This is a genomic window from Sphingomonas sp. 179-I 2A4 NHS (genome assembly GCF_045369135.1).
GTDB lineage: Bacteria > Pseudomonadota > Alphaproteobacteria > Sphingomonadales > Sphingomonadaceae > Sphingomonas.
Map to the genome: position 1 here is coordinate 57,530 of NZ_JBIQFL010000006.1, position 16,262 is coordinate 73,791.

General features: G+C 65.9%; 17 protein-coding genes. 9 read left to right on the plus strand and 8 right to left on the minus strand.

The features are described 5' to 3' along the window. Positions 1-12: 12 nt before the first annotated feature. On the minus strand, positions 13-429 hold the full coding sequence (locus ACH0CP_RS11955; protein ID WP_406889145.1) for a DUF2147 domain-containing protein: 417 nt from the start codon (positions 427-429) through the stop codon (positions 13-15). 24 nt (positions 430-453) lie between these two features. Between ACH0CP_RS11955 and mtnP the strand changes: the two genes are divergently transcribed. Both mtnP and ACH0CP_RS11965 read left to right on the plus strand, forming a co-directional pair. Then, a complete protein-coding gene (gene mtnP / locus ACH0CP_RS11960; protein WP_406889148.1) occupies positions 454-1,323 on the plus strand; it encodes an S-methyl-5'-thioadenosine phosphorylase in 870 nt (289 codons plus the stop codon). Positions 1,324-1,355: 32 nt separating this feature from the next. Next, the gene (locus ACH0CP_RS11965; protein ID WP_294441593.1) at positions 1,356-2,672 is read left to right on the plus strand and encodes an Nramp family divalent metal transporter; all 1,317 of its coding nucleotides are present in this window, start codon (positions 1,356-1,358) and stop codon (positions 2,670-2,672) included. Positions 2,673-2,697: 25 nt separating this feature from the next. Here the strand turns inward: ACH0CP_RS11965 and ACH0CP_RS11970 are convergent, their stop codons facing one another. The 3 genes from ACH0CP_RS11970 to ACH0CP_RS11980 all read right to left on the minus strand — a co-directional run bounded on the left by ACH0CP_RS11970 (position 2,698) and on the right by ACH0CP_RS11980 (position 5,481). After that, the gene (locus ACH0CP_RS11970) at positions 2,698-3,477 is read right to left on the minus strand and encodes a tyrosine-protein phosphatase (RefSeq protein ID WP_406889150.1); all 780 of its coding nucleotides are present in this window, start codon (positions 3,475-3,477) and stop codon (positions 2,698-2,700) included. A gap of 70 nt (positions 3,478-3,547) precedes the next feature. After that, complete coding sequence (locus ACH0CP_RS11975) at positions 3,548-4,273, minus strand: hypothetical protein (RefSeq protein ID WP_294441591.1); 726 nt, start codon at positions 4,271-4,273, stop codon at positions 3,548-3,550. After that, complete coding sequence (locus tag ACH0CP_RS11980) at positions 4,270-5,481, minus strand: toxic anion resistance protein (protein ID WP_294441590.1); 1,212 nt, start codon at positions 5,479-5,481, stop codon at positions 4,270-4,272. The genes ACH0CP_RS11975 and ACH0CP_RS11980 overlap by 4 nt, the downstream gene beginning before the upstream one ends. Before the next feature lie 202 nt (positions 5,482-5,683). Here ACH0CP_RS11980 and ACH0CP_RS11985 point away from each other — a divergent pair, with 202 nt between their 5' ends. The 4 genes from ACH0CP_RS11985 (at position 5,684) to ACH0CP_RS12000 (ending at position 11,863) form a co-directional block, all read left to right on the plus strand. Continuing rightward, positions 5,684-8,071: a TonB-dependent receptor gene (locus tag ACH0CP_RS11985; RefSeq protein ID WP_406889152.1), complete on the plus strand. Its 2,388-nt coding sequence runs from the start codon at positions 5,684-5,686 to the stop codon at positions 8,069-8,071. A gap of 139 nt (positions 8,072-8,210) precedes the next feature. Continuing rightward, positions 8,211-10,034, plus strand: coding sequence for a translational GTPase TypA (gene typA / locus ACH0CP_RS11990; protein WP_406889155.1), 1,824 nt, complete (start codon positions 8,211-8,213; stop codon positions 10,032-10,034). Beyond that, on the plus strand, positions 10,034-11,098 hold the full coding sequence (locus tag ACH0CP_RS11995; RefSeq protein WP_406889157.1) for an oxidoreductase: 1,065 nt from the start codon (positions 10,034-10,036) through the stop codon (positions 11,096-11,098). The genes typA and ACH0CP_RS11995 overlap by 1 nt, the downstream gene beginning before the upstream one ends. Before the next feature lie 60 nt (positions 11,099-11,158). Beyond that, positions 11,159-11,863: a hypothetical protein gene (locus ACH0CP_RS12000; RefSeq protein ID WP_406889159.1), complete on the plus strand. Its 705-nt coding sequence runs from the start codon at positions 11,159-11,161 to the stop codon at positions 11,861-11,863. 22 nt (positions 11,864-11,885) lie between these two features. Here ACH0CP_RS12000 and ACH0CP_RS12005 read toward each other — a convergent pair whose 3' ends face one another. Next, positions 11,886-12,290 (minus strand): EVE domain-containing protein, encoded by a 405-nt coding sequence (locus ACH0CP_RS12005; RefSeq protein ID WP_294441584.1) that lies wholly within the window; start codon positions 12,288-12,290, stop codon positions 11,886-11,888. Between the two features lie 140 nt (positions 12,291-12,430). Between ACH0CP_RS12005 and ACH0CP_RS12010 the strand changes: the two genes are divergently transcribed. Further along, a complete protein-coding gene (locus ACH0CP_RS12010; protein ID WP_406889161.1) occupies positions 12,431-12,787 on the plus strand; it encodes a hypothetical protein in 357 nt (118 codons plus the stop codon). 96 nt (positions 12,788-12,883) lie between these two features. Continuing rightward, positions 12,884-13,150 (plus strand): DUF3297 family protein, encoded by a 267-nt coding sequence (locus tag ACH0CP_RS12015; protein ID WP_294441581.1) that lies wholly within the window; start codon positions 12,884-12,886, stop codon positions 13,148-13,150. Positions 13,151-13,284: 134 nt separating this feature from the next. Here the strand turns inward: ACH0CP_RS12015 and ACH0CP_RS12020 are convergent, their stop codons facing one another. Both ACH0CP_RS12020 and ACH0CP_RS12025 read right to left on the minus strand, forming a co-directional pair. Continuing rightward, complete coding sequence (locus ACH0CP_RS12020) at positions 13,285-14,262, minus strand: nitronate monooxygenase family protein (RefSeq protein WP_294441580.1); 978 nt, start codon at positions 14,260-14,262, stop codon at positions 13,285-13,287. 8 nt (positions 14,263-14,270) lie between these two features. Then, positions 14,271-15,179 carry a LysR family transcriptional regulator gene (locus tag ACH0CP_RS12025; RefSeq protein WP_406889163.1) on the minus strand — a complete coding sequence of 303 codons (909 nt, stop codon included), beginning with the start codon at positions 15,177-15,179 and terminating at the stop codon, positions 14,271-14,273. Between the two features lie 121 nt (positions 15,180-15,300). Between ACH0CP_RS12025 and ACH0CP_RS12030 the strand changes: the two genes are divergently transcribed. After that, positions 15,301-15,630, plus strand: a complete 330-nt coding sequence (locus ACH0CP_RS12030) for a UrcA family protein (RefSeq protein WP_406889165.1) — start codon at positions 15,301-15,303, stop codon at positions 15,628-15,630. A gap of 21 nt (positions 15,631-15,651) precedes the next feature. On the opposite strand, the gene ACH0CP_RS12035 is transcribed toward ACH0CP_RS12030, so the two are convergent. Next, positions 15,652-16,176: a gamma carbonic anhydrase family protein gene (locus ACH0CP_RS12035; RefSeq protein WP_294441577.1), complete on the minus strand. Its 525-nt coding sequence runs from the start codon at positions 16,174-16,176 to the stop codon at positions 15,652-15,654. Positions 16,177-16,262: the final 86 nt, after the last annotated feature.

A 16,262-nucleotide genomic window follows, 5' to 3' on the forward strand; every position in this document is an offset into this window, starting at 1 on the left:
CGCGGGTGTCGCTCAGCGCGCCGGGCGCCAGACCTGCGTCTGGCACAGGAACGAGATGCAGCCCTTCACGCGCAACGTGCCGTCCTCGCCGCGGCTGACGATCGACTTGTAGCTCTTGCCGTTACGCGGGTCATAGATGCGCCCGCGCCAATCATTGCCCGCGTCCTTGAAGTCCGACAGGATCGGCATGCCCACGATCGGGCGATTACGGAGCGCGGCGTTGGGGTTGTTGACGTCGGTCGTCGGCGCATTCGGCTTGGCCTTCACCACCGTCGCGATTCGGCCGCACGTCGCCCCGCCGCACGGGCCCACCTGCACGATCGCGCTGCCATCTTCCGTCAGCCAACGCCCCGCGATTGGTTGTGCGGCATGCGCGGTCCCGGCAAGAGACAAAGCGATTAAGGCGGCGGCAGCGTGAATGATCGTCATGTGTTGGAGTATCGGAGGAAAGCGATGAACGGGCAATGGACGATCGGTATCATTGGCGGCTCCGGCCTTTATGCCATCGATGATCTTGAAGATGCCGAATGGCGCCGCGTGGAAACGCCATGGGGCGAGCCGTCGGACGAAATCCTCTTCGGGCGCATAGCGGATGTTCAGTTGCGGTTTCTGCCGCGGCACGGTCGCGGCCACCGCATTGCACCGGGGGAGATCCCCGCACGCGCCAACATCGATGCGTTGAAGCGCGCCGGCTGCACCGATCTCCTGGCCATCTCGTCGGTCGGCTCGCTGCGGGAGGAATTGGCGCCGGGGCGCTTCGCCCTCGTCGACCAGTTCGTCGACCGGACGGTGCACCGCCCGCAGAGCTTCTTCGGCACAGGTCTTGTCGCTCACGTGTCGATGGCCGATCCGGTTTGTGAGCGATTGTCCGCCTTCGCTGCGGCAGCGGTTCAGGCGGCGGGGGCGCAGGTGACGGAGGGGACCACCTATCTCGCCATGGAAGGTCCGCAATTCTCCACCCGGGCCGAAAGCGAAATGTACCGCCAATGGGGTTGCGACGTCATCGGCATGACGGCGATGCCCGAGGCGCGGCTCGCCCGCGAGGCGGAGCTGCCGTACGCGCTCATCGGCATGGTCACTGATTACGATTGCTGGCGCGAAGATGAAGCACCGGTCGAGGTGGAGGAGATCGTCGAGCAGATGATCGCCAACGGCGCGATCGCGCGCCACGCGGTGTCAGCCTTCATCGCGGCGTTGCCGGAACGGCGCACGCCATCGCCGATCGACACGGCGCTCAACGGCGCGATCCTGACGGCGACGTCGCAGCGGGATCCGGCGCTGCTCGCGCGCAACGCCGCCATTCTTGCGCGACTGAACGGTTGAAACCCGCAAATTGCTCACGCATTGCAGCGCGGATGACACCGCCGCCTGCCGCAGAGCTGATGCGATCGCTGCCGGAAGTCCATTCGTCGATCCGCGTTCCGGAAGGGGCAGGGTTCTGGCGCCGGCTTTTCGCGTTTGCCGGCCCCGGCTGGCTGGTTGCGGTCGGCTATATGGATCCGGGCAACTGGGCGACTGACATCGCCGGCGGCTCGGCCTTCGGCTATACGCTGCTCAGCGTCATCCTGCTGTCGAACCTGATGGCGATCGTGCTTCAGGCACTGTCGGCGCGGCTGGGCATCGGGGCCGGGATCGATCTCGCCCAGGCGTGTCGCCGGCATTACTCGCGGCCTGTTTCGCTGGTGCTGTGGGTGCTGTGCGAGATCGCGATCATCGCCTGCGACCTTGCCGAGGTGCTGGGCACGGCCATCGCGTTGAAGCTCCTGTTCGGGCTGCCACTTGTCGCCGGCGTCTGCGTCACCGCCGTGGACGTGTTCCTGATCCTCGCGCTGCAGCGCTACGGCTTCCGCCGCCTGGAAGCCTTCGTCGCGGCGCTGCTCATCGTCATCGCTGGCTGCTTCGCGCTAGAGCTTGCCTGGGCCGGCCCTGATTGGGGCGCCGCAGCCGCTGGCCTCATCCCGTCGACCGAGATCGTCAGCAACCCGCTGATGCTCTACATCGCGATCGGCATTCTCGGCGCGACGGTGATGCCGCATAACCTCTACCTCCACTCCGCGATCGTGCAGACGCGGGCCGTCGGCGCCGGACAGGAGAAGAAGCGCGACGCGCTGAAGATGGCGACGATCGATTCGACGGTGAGCCTCGGCTTGGCCTTCTTCATCAATGCGGCCATCCTCGTCCTCGCCGCTGCGACCTTCCATGTCGCCGGCCGCACCGAGGTGGCCGAGATCGAGGAAGCGCATCAACTGCTCGCGCCGATGCTGGGCGTCGGGGCGGCAAGCGCCGTATTCGCGATCGCGCTGCTTGCCAGCGGCCAGAATTCCACTGTCACGGGTACGCTTGCTGGGCAGATCGTGATGGAGGGCTTCCTCGATCTGCGCCTCCCGATGTGGCTGCGCCGCCTCATCACCCGTGGGCTGGCGATCATCCCGGCGGTGATCGGCGTCGCCATCGCCGGCGATTCTGGCGCCACGCAGTTGCTGGTGCTGAGCCAAGTGGTGCTGAGCCTTCAGCTGCCCTTCGCCGTGCTGCCGCTCGTCGCCTTCACCGGCAGCCGCGGGGTGATGGGCGACATGGCCGCCCCGCGCTGGCTGCTTGTGATCGCGTGGTTCATCGCTGCCGTGATCGTCGCGCTGAACGGCTGGATGCTCTGGGGCATGGCGACCGGCTGAGGCAGCCGGTCAGACGATCACGCGGTCAGGCGATCAGCCGGTCGCGCAGTGCCTCGCGCCGTGCCGCGTTCACCCCCAGCACTTCCTCGGCATAGCGCTCGGTACCGCCGAAGCGTTCGTTGATCGAGCGGGTCGCCGCCTCGAGATACATGGGATCCACGCCCATCAACGTCTCGATCGCTTCGTCGGTGATCTGCGCGCCATAGCGTTCGCGGATCGAATCACCGGCCGCGGCGATGCGCCGCTTCTGGTCACCTGCCGCATTGGTCAGCAGGTAATCCGCCATCACATCGTCTTCGTGAACGCCGAGCAGCCGGTGGAGCAGCGCGGCGGCGAGGCCCGTCCGGTCCTTCCCCGCGAGGCAGTGCAGCAGGCTCGCCCCGTCGCGCGTCGCCAGCGCCTCGAAATACAGCGTCAGTGAGCGCACCAGCACGTCGCGGAACGGCATGTTCACATACAGCCGGGTCATCGCCGCCCGTGCTTCGTCCGCCGTCGTGATGCCACGCCCGGCTTCCTCGTGCGGCGCGAGTTCCGATCCTGCCGTCTCGCCCGGTGCGAACAGCACCAGACCGTCGAAATCGTCGTGGCGCAGGCATGGCATCATCTGCCGTTCGCTGTCGCCGCGCAGGTCAACCACCGTCGCGATGCGCAGCTCCGACACCTTCGCCAGATCGTTCGGCGTGGCGCCGCCATGCTGCCCGGAACGCCACAAAACGCCTGATTTCAGCCGCCCCTCGCGCCCGGCGTAACCGCCATAGTCGCGGAAGTTGTGGATGCCTTCGAAGATGCGGACGCGGTCGTTCATGCCGCATCCGCTACCTTATTCATATGACGATGTCGCGTCGTTTAATGATCTTGGCTTAGCAGCCCCTTGATCAGGCCGGATCACCGTCGCGATACTTCATCTCGAGGAAGCGGCCGCGGGTTTCCAGAGAGTCGAGGTCGCCCCGTGCCAGTTCCTCGGTCATCTGCCCAATCTCGCGCTCGATCAGCTCCAGCCCCTCGACCAGCTGGCGATCGGGCGTCTTGCCGTTGCGCTCGGTCCCGCGCAGTTCCAGCGGCACGCGCTGATAATCGCGCACGAAATCGGGCAGCTGCTCACCCACCAGCCGGCGGATGTCGGCGGCTGCCGGCGTGTCGTCACCCACCGTCTGCAGCTGCTTGCCCAGCGTATCGAGGCGCAGGCCGATCCGATCCGCCACCTGCACGGCCGGAGCGGGCAGGGCGGGGCGCTGTGCGTCGAGCCAGCGCGTCGTCTGCGTCGGCAGCGCCTTGATGTCACTGCGCGCCAGCTTCTCCACCGTCACCGGGCGCGGCCCGGGTGCGAACGCGATCGCGAGCGTGACGGCCGTCATCACCATCAGCACCGCCAGCGCGCCGAAGATGCCCAGCGGCACCACGGCCAGCCCGATCACTGCCGCCGCGATCAGGATCGCGGCATTGGCCGCACCGATCGCGGCTGCACGCTTGGCGACGCTTCGTCCGCCGCGCCGCGGGCGCCGCTGTACCGCGCTCGACATGCCTTCGAACGACTGCAGGCGCACGCGATCGAGCGCCTGGCGCGCGCCGGCGATCGCGTCATTGGTCTCGTACGAGGTCACAGCGCCTCCAGCTTGAACGTCTCCGGCGAGGAGCCGAGCCGGTTCTGCGCCGCGCCTTCTGCCCGGGCGATGTAACCGCGCGACTTCTCGACCTCGTTCGACAGCGTATCAACGGTCGACTTCATCGAATCGAGCGCCTTCAGCTTGAACGTGTCGATCGCGTCCATCGTCTCGTAGATATTCTGGAACGCGCGCTGCAGCGTCTCGAGCGGGATCGCCGAGGAGGCGGCCTGTTCATGAATGCGCGCGGTATTGTCGCGCAGCAGCTTGCCGGTCGAATCGATGATGTTCGCGGTCGTAGTGTTAAGCTGCGTGATCTGCTCCAGCACCAGCTTCTGGTTGGTCATTGCCTGCGCCACCGTCACCGCGGTGCGCAGCGCGGCGACCGTGGTGGTGGATGCGCGATCGACGCCCTTGATCAGCTCGACATTGTTCTTCTTGACCAGATCGAGCGCCAGATAACCCTGCACCGTCACCGCCATCTGCGTCAGCAGATCCTGCGTGCGCTGGCGGGCGTAGAACAGCGCGCTCTCGCGGATCGCCTTGGCCTTGGCGGGGTCCGTCGCATCGAGCTCGTTCGCCTTGTCCTCCAGCTTCTGGTCCAGCATCCGGGACATCTGGATCATCTGTTCAAGCTTGCCCATCGCGGTCCACAGGTTGGCCCGCTCGGTATCGATCGAGGCGTTGTCCATCAGCAGCTCGTCCTTGCCGGAAGCGAGGCTCTTCAGGATCGAGGCGATGTGCGTCTGGCTGGATTTGTAGCTGTCGAAGTAATTGCGCGCCTTGTTGCCGAACGGGATCAGGCCGAACAGCTTCTGCGGCGCTGTCAAATTGCCGCGCTTGCCGGGATCGAGATCCTCCACCACGCGGCGCAGCTGGGCGAGATCCTTGCCCACGCCAGTCTCCTGATCCATCGCGCGCACCGGGCGATCGAGGAAGCGGTTGGACTGTCCCGCGGCGTCGCGGATTTCCTTCGCGCCCATGTTGGTGATCGCGTCCACCACCTTGCCGAATTCGGGGCTGTTCGCGTCGCGCTCCATCAGCTGCTGCACGGCGTAATCCGCGCGTTCTTCCAGCTTGGATTTCACGCTATCGTCGACCGGCACCAGGCCAGCGGCCTTCTCCGCGGCCACCGGGGGCACCGGATCGGGCGGCGTCAGCTTCAGCGCCGGCTCGGTAGCGGTGATCGTCTCGGGGGTCGTCGCCATAAATATCCTCCAGCGTCACCACCACGATGGCGGCAGACGGTGCCTCGTTCAAGTGTATCAGTGATATAAGACGCTCAGTAAACGCGCGCAAAGGCCGGGCGGTTTCGCTCCCTGTCGCGGGATTGGCACGGAACGGTAACGAAGGTGCCACCTGCCGGACGTAGCGGCCGCTCACCACAGCCAGAACATTCGGGGGAATATCATGAACCGCGCCTTCTCGGGCGGCGTCGTTGCGACGCTGCTCGCCTGCTCTTCCACGGCCGCGCTCGCCCAGACGCAGGTGCCGGCGGATGATGCGGAGATCGTCGTCACCGCGCAGAAGGTGGAGCAGAGGATCGAGGACGTGCCGCTCGCCGTCACCGCGGTCACGCAGGAGCGGATGCGCGAGATCGGCGTCAATTCGCTGTCCGAAGTGGCGCTGTTCGTCCCCGGCCTGCGCGTGCAGGAGCAGAGCGCCAACAACCCCGGCTTCGTGATCCGGGGCATCACGTCGGATTCCGGCTCCTCGCAGCAGGGCGCGCGGGTCACGCTTTATTACAACGGCGTCGACATCAGCCGTTCGCGCGGGGCGTACCAGGACCTGTTCGATCTCGAGCGGCTGGAAGTGGTGAAGGGCCCGCAGGCGACGCTGTTCGGCACCGCCGCCGCGATCGGCGCGGTCAGCATCGTGTCGGCCAAGCCGCAGCCCGGCTTCTCGGGTGAATTGTTGGCGAGCTACGGCAATTATGACCGCACGCAGGTGTCGGGCTTTCTCAATGCCGGCAACGATACGCTCGCCGCGCGCCTGGCCTTCGCCTACAAATATCGCGACGGCTATGTCCGCAACATCGCCGGCGATCCGGATGTGCCGAACCAGAACCAGGGCAGGGTCGATCAGGACGATCTGAACGGCCAGGATCAGCGCGGCATCCGCGGCTCGCTTCGCTGGACGCCGTCCGACGCGGTCACCGCCGATCTCGTCCTCACCTATGACGGGCAGCGCAATCTCGGGACGGCCTTCAAGAGCCGCGTGTTCGCGCCCACCGGCGGGCAGACCGGCGACTTCGGCTACGCAGAGCTTTCCGGATCACCGTTCAGCCAGGAGGTGCTCGGCAAGCGCAAGCTCGGCCTCGACCGCGACGTCTATGACGCGAACCTGACCGTGAACGTCGATGTCGCGCCCGGCGTCACCTTCACCACCGTCAACGGCTATCGCCGCTTCAACGCGCTGGAGACGTTCGACGCCGATGGCGGCCCGGCCTGGTACCTCGAATTCGCGGAAGATGCGAAGGGTGACCAATGGAGCCACGAAGGACGCTTCAACTTCACCGGCGAGCGCTACCGCGCCTCGTTCGGCTGGAACGCGTTTTTTGAAAACGGCTATCAGCGCGTGCCCTTCTCGACCGAGGAGGGGACGTACATCGCCTGTTCGATCGCCGCACCTTATGCGGAGGTGCGCGCCGCGCTTAACGCCGCCGGCCTGCCGACGGGTACCAATTGCATCGCGCCCAACGGTACGGTTCTCGCCGCGCGCGCCACGCAGATCCTGTCGCGCGGCGCCGCGACGGTGGTGCCCTATGCGTCGGAATTCACCAATTACGGCAACAACGACACCTATTCGGTGTTCGCCGACGCCACCTGGATTCCGACCGACGCGCTTGAGGTGACGGCCGGCGCGCGCGTGCTGATCGAGGACCGCCAATCCGGCTACAGTGCGATCCAGCCCAATTCGGTGCTGCTAGCCCCGCTCGGCGTGCGCACCAGCCTGCTCGGCACGGTCGGCACCGGCGGCGCGAAGTTCCAAGCGGAGCGCAGCTTCGCCGCGGTGCTCCCCCGCGTGAACGCGCTGTACCGTGTGACCGACGACCTCAACGTCTTCGCCACAGTCAGCAAGGGCCGCCGCTCGCCGGTGGTGCAACTCGGCTCCGCCGCCGGCCCGGCCGGCGCGATTCCCGCGCTTCAGATCGTGCCGGAGGAAACCGTCTGGAACTACGAAGCCGGCATCAAGACGGGCAGCCGCACGCTCTCGGGCACGCTGTCGGTCTTCTACCAGACCTATGACGATTTCCAGGTCAGCGTCACCGACCCCACCGGCCGCGTCACGACGCAAAGCGCCGGCACCGCGAACAACCTCGGCGTTGAGCTCGAAGGCACCTGGCGTCTGACCAGCTTCCTCAGCGTCTTCGGCAGCTTCGGATACATCGACGGTGGGATCAGCGACAAGCCGCTGCCCGGTGGTGGCACCAACGCCTTCGCCGGCAACCGCTTCCGCCTCCAGCCGGAGATCATCGCCGCGGGCGGCGCGACCCTCCGCCTGCCGCTGCGTGACGGCATCAGCGTCTATGCAACGCCATCGATCAGCTATCAGAGCAAGGTCTTCTTCGAATTGCCGAACCGGGAGGGGATCAGCCAGGATGGCTATGCGCTCGTCAACTTGCGCGCCGGCATCGAGTTTGCTGACGGTCGCTATCGCATCGGCGGCTTCGCTCGGAACCTCGCCAACGAACGCTACCTGATCGATGCCGGCAATACTGGCGGTACGTTCGGCACGCCCACCTATATTGCCGGTGAGCCGCGCTTTTATGGCATCGAGCTGTATGGCCGCTTCTGAATGACGGCCTGATCACGGGATATCCCGGGCGGAAGACAGGTTCTTCTGCCTGGTTTATTCGCCGGCTCTAGCCGCAGCGCAGCAAATAGGCTAACGGCGCCCGAACGCCGCGAGGGCCGCGGCCATTCCAGGAATTCCGATGCAGTTGCGCAATATCGCCATCATCGCGCACGTCGATCATGGCAAAACCACTCTCGTTGACCAGCTTTTCCGCCAATCCGGCACCTTCCGAGAAAATCAGCGCATCGAAGAGCGCGCGATGGATTCGAACGATCTCGAGAAGGAGCGCGGGATCACCATTCTCGCCAAGCCGACGTCGATCGAGTGGGAAGGCGTGCGCATCAACATCGTCGACACGCCCGGCCACGCCGACTTCGGCGGTGAGGTGGAGCGTATCCTCTCGATGGTCGACGGCGTGATCCTGCTGGTCGATTCGTCGGAAGGCGCGATGCCGCAGACGAAGTTCGTGACTGGCAAGGCACTCGCCCTTGGCCTTCGTCCGATCGTGGTCGTCAACAAGGTCGACCGTCCGGACGAGCGCATCCAGGAAGTGCTGGACGAGGTGTTCGACCTCTTCGTCAGCCTCGACGCGACCGACGAGCAGCTCGATTTCCCGGTGCTCTATGCGTCGGGCCGTAACGGCTATGCCAGCGAGGATCCGTCGCGCCGCGAAGGTACGCTGACCCCGCTGTTCCAGAAGATCGTCGATCACGTGCCGCCGCCGGCGCTCGACGTCGATGCGCCGTTCACCTTCCTGGTGACGCTGCTCGATCGTGACAACTTCCTTGGCCGCGTGCTCACCGGCCGGGTCACCTCGGGCACGGTGAAGGTCAACCAGCCGATCCACGCGCTCGACATGGATGGCAAGGTGATCGAAACCGGCCGCGCGTCGAAGATCATGACCTTCCAGGGCCTGGAACGCGTGCCGACCGAAGAGGCACGCGCCGGCGACATCATCAGTCTCGCAGGTCTCACCGTCGCGACCGTGTCGAACACGATTGCTGACATCACGGTCACCGAGCCGATCCAGGCACAGCCGATCGATCCGCCCACGCTGTCGATGCGCTTCGCCGTGAACGATTCGCCGATGGCTGGCCGCGAAGGCAGCAAGGTGACGAGCCGCATGATCCGCGACCGTCTGTTCCGCGAAGCCGAATCGAACGTCGCCATCAAGGTGACCGAATCGGCCGACCGTGACAGCTTCGAAGTCGCCGGCCGCGGCGAGCTTCAGCTGGGCGTTCTGATCGAGACGATGCGCCGCGAGGGCTTCGAGCTCGGCATCAGCCGCCCGCGCGTGCTGTATCGTGAGGACGAGAACGGCAAGCGCACCGAACCGTACGAGACCGTCATCATCGACGTCGACGAGGAGTACTCGGGCACGGTCGTTGAAAAGATGAACCTGCGCAAGGCAGAGCTGACCGACATGCGCCCGTCGGGCGGCGGCAAGACGCGCATCACCTTCTCCGCGCCGTCGCGTGGCATGATCGGCTACCACGGCGAGTTCCTGTCGGACACGCGCGGCACCGGCATCATGAACCGCCTGTTCGAGAAGTATGGCCCCTACAAGGGCCCGATCGAGGGCCGGAAGAACGGCGTCCTCATCTCGAACGGCGCGGGCGAGGCCCAGGCTTATGCACTCGGCCCGCTCGAGGATCGCGGCATCCTGTTCGTGGGCCACGGCGAGGCGCTCTACGAGGGCATGATCATCGGCGAGAACGCCAAGACGGATGACCTTGAGGTCAATCCGATGAAGGCGAAGCAGCTGACGAACTTCCGTGCTTCGGGCGGAAAGGACGATGCGATCCGCCTCACCCCGCCGAAGAAGATGACGCTGGAACAGGCGATCGCCTACATCGACGACGACGAGATGGTCGAGGTGACGCCGAAGACGATCCGCCTGCGCAAGCGCTTCCTCGATCCGCACGAGCGCAAGCGCCAGAAGCGTTCGGCTGAAGCGGCCTGATGACAATGCCGATCAGCGCCGCACCCATCCGGGCCGGCCTGATCGGCTTTGGTTACGCGGGGCGCGTTTTTCACGCCCCGCTGATCGCCGCGACCGACGGCATCACCCTCGCTGCGGTCGCATCCTCCCGCCCCGATGACGTTCGGGCGGCGCTTGGTGATGTGGCGGTGCTCGACACCGCGGACGCCCTGATCGCGCGCGACGATATTGAGGTCGTCATCGTCGCCAGCCCCAATGACAGTCACGCTCCGCTCGCGCTTCAGGCGCTTGCCGCCGGCAAGCATGTCGTCGTCGAAAAGCCCTTTGCTTTGTCGCTCGACGAGGCCCGCGAGGTGGTCGATGCCGCGACGCGTGCCGACCGTCTGCTGACCGTATTCCATAACCGCCGCTGGGACAGCGACTTCCTGTCGGTGAAGGCGACGATCGAGCGCGGCGCCATCGGTCAGGTGGTCCACTTCGAAAGCCATTTCGATCGCTTCCGCCCCATGGTGCGAGATCGCTGGCGTGAGCGCGCGGTGCCTGGCGGCGGCATCTGGTACGATCTCGGGCCGCATCTCATCGACCAGGCACTCCAGCTGTTCGACCTGCCACAGGCGGTGGAGGCGAACATCGCCACGTTACGCCCCGGCGGTCAGGCGGACGATTGGGCGCACGTTGTCCTCATCTACCCCGACAAGCGCGTGATCCTTCACGCCAGCATGCTCGTCGCGGGCGGCAGTGCGCGGTTCACCGTCCACGGCACCGGCGGCAGCCTCGTCAAGCAACTTGGCGACCCGCAGGAGGGTCAACTGCTGGCCGGCGTTCTTCCCGGTGCGCCCGGCTGGGGCGAGGACGCTGACCCGATCATCATTCACGCTGCGGAGGGAAGCCGCCCGCTTCCCGCCATCAGCGGTGATCAGCGCGGCTTATACCGCGGCCTCGTCGCCGCCACCCGCGGGGAGGGGGAGAACCCCGTCCCGGCTCGGCAGGCACTGGAAGTCATGGCGGTGCTGGAAGCGGCGATCCAATCGTCGCAAGCCCGCCGCGCCGTAGCGTTACGGCGTGGGCCGGCCGCAACGCTTTGAAACTGGAGTGGGGCTTGCCCCCTCGGTAACCCGGTTCGACCATGAACATCGGGAGACTTCATGCGCATGCTTCGCGCCCTGTTGCCGTTCGCGCTGATCGCCGGCTCCGCTCATGCGGAAACCTATCCCTCGATCGCCGAGCCGATGATCTTCGACATGGTTCGCCCATTGGGAGCGAAGCGCGGCGAGCTTGAAGTCAACGTGCTGGCACAGACCGGCTCTCCCTTCCGCGCGTCGAAGACGGAATGGGCTCCCGAAATCGAATATGCCTATGCCGATGGCCATGCGATCGAGTTCGAACTGCCGTTTGATGGACGTCACCTCGCCGCATACAAGCTTGGCCTGCAATCGACGCTGGGCGCCTCGGCGGATGGCCGCAGCGCGCACGGCTTGCAGTATCTCGGCATCTATCACCGCGAGAGCGGCCGCTACACCAACACGCTGCTCTACATGGCCGGGCACCGCTTCAACGATCGCTGGAGCACGATGAACATGATCGGGCTTGACGACATTCGGCCGGGCGGAGGGCACGGCAGCAACGCCCTGCTGCTGAACCACGCATTGTTCTACGATGCGAAACCCGGAACGATCGTCGGGGCGGAACTCAACGTCGCTGGCGGCGCGGAACGCAGCGTGAAGCTGAGCCCCCAGGTCCACCGGCGGATTTCCCATGCCGCCAACGTGCAATTCTCGATCGGCGTCGAGAAGCTGCGCGAGCGGCGCGCGCGCCCGACCGCCGGGCTCCGCGCGATCCGCGAATTCTGAGACAGGAGGGGCAGGGCGGGGCTCAGCCGAGCCCGCCCAGTTCCATCAGCACCTTCCATTCCTCGTCGCGCACCGGCGTCACGGAGAGGCGGCTCTGGCGAAGCACCTCAAGCGAGGCGAGGCGGGGATCGCTCTTCATCGTCGCCAGCGGCACCGGCGCGGGCAGCTTCTGCAGCGGCTTCACCGCCACCGATGCCCAGTCGCCCTTTTCGCCATCGGGCCGCCAAGCGCGGACGATTTCCATCGTTCCGACCGCAGCCTTTTCTTTGTTCGAATGATAAAAGATCGCCTGATCGCCAGGCTCCATTTCCTTCAGGAAGTTGCGCGCGGTATAGTTGCGAACGCCGTCCCACTCGGTCTCGCCATCCCGCACCAGATGATCCCAGCCGTAAACATCAGGCTCTGAACGCAACAACCAATACCTCATCAAAATCTTCCTAAACCTCTTGTGAACGCCACATTCCGAACGGGTTCAGCCCGACTCGCGCATATCACCGAAACACGCTCGCAGGCTCGCGCGTTATCATCTTCGAGGCGGACCGAGCGTTTAGTTTGAGGAGGTTCGAGATGAGTGGATTTTTCAAGAAGGCGGGCCTCGGTGCTGCAATGGCGGCGAGTGCTCTGGTAGCGGCAGCGCCTGCCGATGCGCAGCGCTGGCACCGTCATTATGATCGGGGCAACGATGCCGCAACCGGCGCCATCATCGGCGGCGTGATCGGCCTTGGCCTGGGCGCGGCCATCGCGTCGCAGAACAACCGTGGCCCGTATTACGACGGCTATGACGGCTATTATCGCGGCGGTTGGGGTCCCCGTCCGCGCTATTATTACAATGACTATCGCTACAACTATCGCCCGCGGTGCTTCCGCCAGTGGCGCTGGGATCCGTATTACGGTGGCCGGGTGCCGGTGCGCGTCTGCCGCTGATCATATTGCGTGTCACGCAGGGGCAGCGCGGGGACTTGGGTCTCCGCGCCGCTTTTTTCTTGGGCTGCGCGCGGTGATCGGTTAGGCGCGCCGGCCATGACCGATACTCCGCCAGACCGTCTCTCGATCGACCCGTCCAGCCCGCATTTCGACCAGTCCGTGCTGGAGCGCGGCATCGGCATCCGCTTCAAGGGTGCCGAGCGCACCGACGTCGAGGAATATTCGATCTCGGAAGGCTGGATCCGCGTCGCACTGGGCAAGAAGGTGGACCGCCACGGCCGCCCGCTGACGATAAAGCTGACCGGCCCGGTCGAAGCCTATTTCCATCGGCCCGCTGAGGGCGAGGGCGGCGAAGAGGCCTGACGAGATCGCCGGCATCACCGGCGTTTGTCAGAACCGGTTACCCGGGACATGGTCCGGGGTACAACTGTTCTTCTTCTAAAAGGCTGCCCCAGCAGTGTGGGCCGGCGCCAATCGCCGGCCCCTGACGGGGAAGGTCAGGCCGCAACCAGCGCGAGGCGCGCCTTCGCCGCCAGATATTCCTTCTCCATCCGGTCGATCCGCTCGGCGACGGTTTCCACTTTCTGGACCGCGCCGATGCCCTGGCCCGAACCCCAGATGTCGCGCCACGCCTTGGCCTTGGCCGGCTCGCCGTTCGAATTCTGGCCGAAGTTCATCGTCTTGTAATCGCCTTCGGGCAGATTGTCCGGGTCCAGCCCCGCACGCTCGATCGAGCCGCGCAGGTAGTTGCCGTGCACCCCGGTGAAGAGGTTCGAATAGACGATATCGGACGCGCGGCCCTCGACGATGCCGTTCTTGTAGCCCTCGTCGGCATTCGCCTCGACGGTCGCGATGAACGGCGAGCCGATATAGGCGAAGTCGGCGCCCATCGCCTGCGCCGCCAGCACCGCGTCACCGGTCGCGATCGAACCGGACAGTGCGACCGGGCCATCGAACCACTGGCGGATCTCGCTCACCAGCGCGAACGGCGAGAGGCGGCCCGCATGGCCGCCCGCGCCGGCGGCAACGGGGATGAGGCCGTCCGCACCCTTTTCCACGGCCTTGCGGGCGAAGCGGTCGTCGATCACGTCATGCAGCGTGATGCCGCCCCAATTGTGCACCGCCTGGTTCAGCTCTTCGCGGGCGCCGAGCGAGGTGATCGTGATGGGCACCTGCCACTTCTCGCACGTGGCAAGATCGGCCTCGAGGCGATCGTTCGACTTGTGGACGATCTGGTTCACCGCGAACGGTGCGGCGGGCCGGTCGGGGTTGTCGCGGTTGTGTGCGGCCAACTCCTCCGTGATCCGGTGCAGCCACTCGTCGAGCAGCCCCTGCGGGCGCGCATTGAGCGCCGGAAAGGATCCGACGATCCCCGCCTTGCACTGGGCGATCACCAGATCGGGCCCGGAAATGATGAACAGCGGCGAGCCGATGATCGGCAGGCGCAGGCGGGAAAGGATCGCAGGAACTGACATAAGTTTTATTATGTCGGCGCAGAAACGGCCTGTCCAGCAGGGTGCGTCAGCGTGAACAGCCGGTCGTAGAGGAAGTCGGCAACTGTGCGTATCCGCGGCTCGTGGCGCAGCCGCTCGTGGATCAACAGCCACATGCCGCGCGGCGCCCTTGGCGTGGGGAAGCAGAAGAACAGGTCCGGCTCGCGATCGGCGACGAGGCGTGGGAGGGCGGAGAACCCCATTCCGGCGCGCACCGCCGCGAGCAGCCCCAGGGACGTATTGTGCTGCATCACCATCGAATCGACCAGGCCGGTCCGGCGCAGATACTCGCCGTATGCACGCCATACGCCTTCCTCGCCGCCGCCGATGATCGGGCGGCCGTGCATCTCGCGGATCGATCGGGGTACGCCATTCGCCTCGGCGAACCCGCGGCTGCAGTAGATCCCCCATTCGTCGTCCGCGATGCGGCGACCGACCAGCCCGGCGCCGCTCGGCGTCTCCGCGATTCGCACCGCGATGTCCGCGGCACCAGCCGCGAGGTCCCGCACTTGGTCGGAGGTATCAAGTTCGATCCGGATATCGGGATGCGCATCATGGAACTCGCGCAGGACTGGAGACAGCACCGTGACCGCGAATATCTCGGATGCCGTGAGGCGGACGACGCTGCGGTTCGCCCGCGCCCGCGCTTCCGCCTCCTTGGCAAACGCCTCCACCGCATCCGCCGCTCGCTTTGCGCTCTCCAGCAGTGCGTCGCCGTCGGGGGTCAGCAGATATCCCGCCTGCCGCCGCTCGAACAGGCGCAGGCCAAGGCGCGCCTCGAGCGCCGCGACCCGACGGGCACAGGTCGTCTGGCTGACGCGTAACGTGCGCGCGGCAGCCAGCGTACTGCCGGTCTGCGCCACGGCCAGGAAGTGCCGGAGGTCGTCCCAATCTTCCATTCGTTCTGCATTATCGCAGAACGGCCTGCCAGGAACAGTGTTCGTTGCCGCCGAAACGCGTCGTTATATTGGGGTCATGGGCAGCTGCTAGCTGTTCTTCCGACCAGACGGAGTGTCCGACATGAAGATCCTGCTTCCGCTCGCGGCGGTTGCCGCGGGGTATCTCGCTGCGCCTTCTGCTTACGCTCAATCGGCTGATGCGGCGCCGTTCCAACGGGTGGTTTCCACAGCGGATCTGGCGCTCGGCACGCAGGACGGCCTGGCGCGGCTCGACCGGCGGCTTCACCGCGCCGCCAGGGAAGTGTGCGCAGCGCCGATGCCGTACGAACCCCATCAGCGTCGCCTGATCCGGGACTGCGTCGTCGAAACGGTGGCCGCCGCCGCAACGCAGCGCACCGCCCTGCTTGCGGATTCGCAGTCCGCGTCCGGCATCCTGCTCAGCGCGCGCTGAACGCGCCTGCGCCGTCGCGGCTCAATCGATCCGCTTCAGCCCGGCCGCGGCGGCGCGCGCATTCTCCACATAATGCGCCGCTGACACCTTCAGCCCGGCGATCGCGCGCTCGTCCAGCTCCCGCACCGCGCGCGCCGGGCTGCCGACGATCAGGCTGCCGGCGGGAAAGGTCTTCCCCTCGGTGACCAGCGCGTTGGCGCCGACGATGCAATCGTCCGGGATCACCGCATTGTTCAGCACGGTCGCGCCCATGCCGATCAACACCCGGTTGCCGATGGTGCAGCCGTGCAGGATGGCGTGATGGCCGATCGTGCAATCCTCGCCCACCGAAAGCGGTGAGCCGGGGTCCGAGTGAAGCATCGCGCCTTCCTGCACGTTGCTGCGCTCGCCGATCGGGATCGTCGTGTTGTCGCCGCGGATCACCGCCCCGAACCAGACGCTCGTATCCTCCGCCAGCCGCACGTCGCCCACGATATCGGCGCTCGGCGCCACCCAGGCGCTCTCGTGGCAGGTCGGGCGCTGCCCGCGGAACTCGTATAGCGGCATTCTTCTCTCCCTATTGCTCCGGTCGACCGCGCCGGCTGTACCATCGTCGGACAGCCGCTGGCACAAAGCCACTGGGCGAATTGGTA

What these genes read in the sequence shown, in the direction of transcription:
- ACH0CP_RS11955 (WP_406889145.1), bottom strand. Translation starts at nt 429, where the DNA reads ATGACGATCATTCACGCTGCCGCCGCCTTAATCGCTTTGTCTCTTGCC.
- mtnP (WP_406889148.1), top strand. Translation starts at nt 454, where the DNA reads ATGAACGGGCAATGGACGATCGGTATCATTGGCGGCTCCGGCCTTTAT.
- ACH0CP_RS11965 (WP_294441593.1), top strand. Translation starts at nt 1,356, where the DNA reads ATGACACCGCCGCCTGCCGCAGAGCTGATGCGATCGCTGCCGGAAGTC.
- ACH0CP_RS11970 (WP_406889150.1), bottom strand. Translation starts at nt 3,477, where the DNA reads ATGAACGACCGCGTCCGCATCTTCGAAGGCATCCACAACTTCCGCGAC.
- ACH0CP_RS11980 (WP_294441590.1), bottom strand. Translation starts at nt 5,481, where the DNA reads ATGGCGACGACCCCCGAGACGATCACCGCTACCGAGCCGGCGCTGAAG.
- ACH0CP_RS11985 (WP_406889152.1), top strand. Translation starts at nt 5,684, where the DNA reads ATGAACCGCGCCTTCTCGGGCGGCGTCGTTGCGACGCTGCTCGCCTGC.
- typA (WP_406889155.1), top strand. Translation starts at nt 8,211, where the DNA reads ATGCAGTTGCGCAATATCGCCATCATCGCGCACGTCGATCATGGCAAA.
- ACH0CP_RS11995 (WP_406889157.1), top strand. Translation starts at nt 10,034, where the DNA reads ATGACAATGCCGATCAGCGCCGCACCCATCCGGGCCGGCCTGATCGGC.
- ACH0CP_RS12000 (WP_406889159.1), top strand. Translation starts at nt 11,159, where the DNA reads ATGCGCATGCTTCGCGCCCTGTTGCCGTTCGCGCTGATCGCCGGCTCC.
- ACH0CP_RS12005 (WP_294441584.1), bottom strand. Translation starts at nt 12,290, where the DNA reads ATGAGGTATTGGTTGTTGCGTTCAGAGCCTGATGTTTACGGCTGGGAT.
- ACH0CP_RS12010 (WP_406889161.1), top strand. Translation starts at nt 12,431, where the DNA reads ATGAGTGGATTTTTCAAGAAGGCGGGCCTCGGTGCTGCAATGGCGGCG.
- ACH0CP_RS12015 (WP_294441581.1), top strand. Translation starts at nt 12,884, where the DNA reads ATGACCGATACTCCGCCAGACCGTCTCTCGATCGACCCGTCCAGCCCG.
- ACH0CP_RS12020 (WP_294441580.1), bottom strand. Translation starts at nt 14,262, where the DNA reads ATGTCAGTTCCTGCGATCCTTTCCCGCCTGCGCCTGCCGATCATCGGC.
- ACH0CP_RS12025 (WP_406889163.1), bottom strand. Translation starts at nt 15,179, where the DNA reads ATGGAAGATTGGGACGACCTCCGGCACTTCCTGGCCGTGGCGCAGACC.
- ACH0CP_RS12030 (WP_406889165.1), top strand. Translation starts at nt 15,301, where the DNA reads ATGAAGATCCTGCTTCCGCTCGCGGCGGTTGCCGCGGGGTATCTCGCT.
- ACH0CP_RS12035 (WP_294441577.1), bottom strand. Translation starts at nt 16,176, where the DNA reads ATGCCGCTATACGAGTTCCGCGGGCAGCGCCCGACCTGCCACGAGAGC.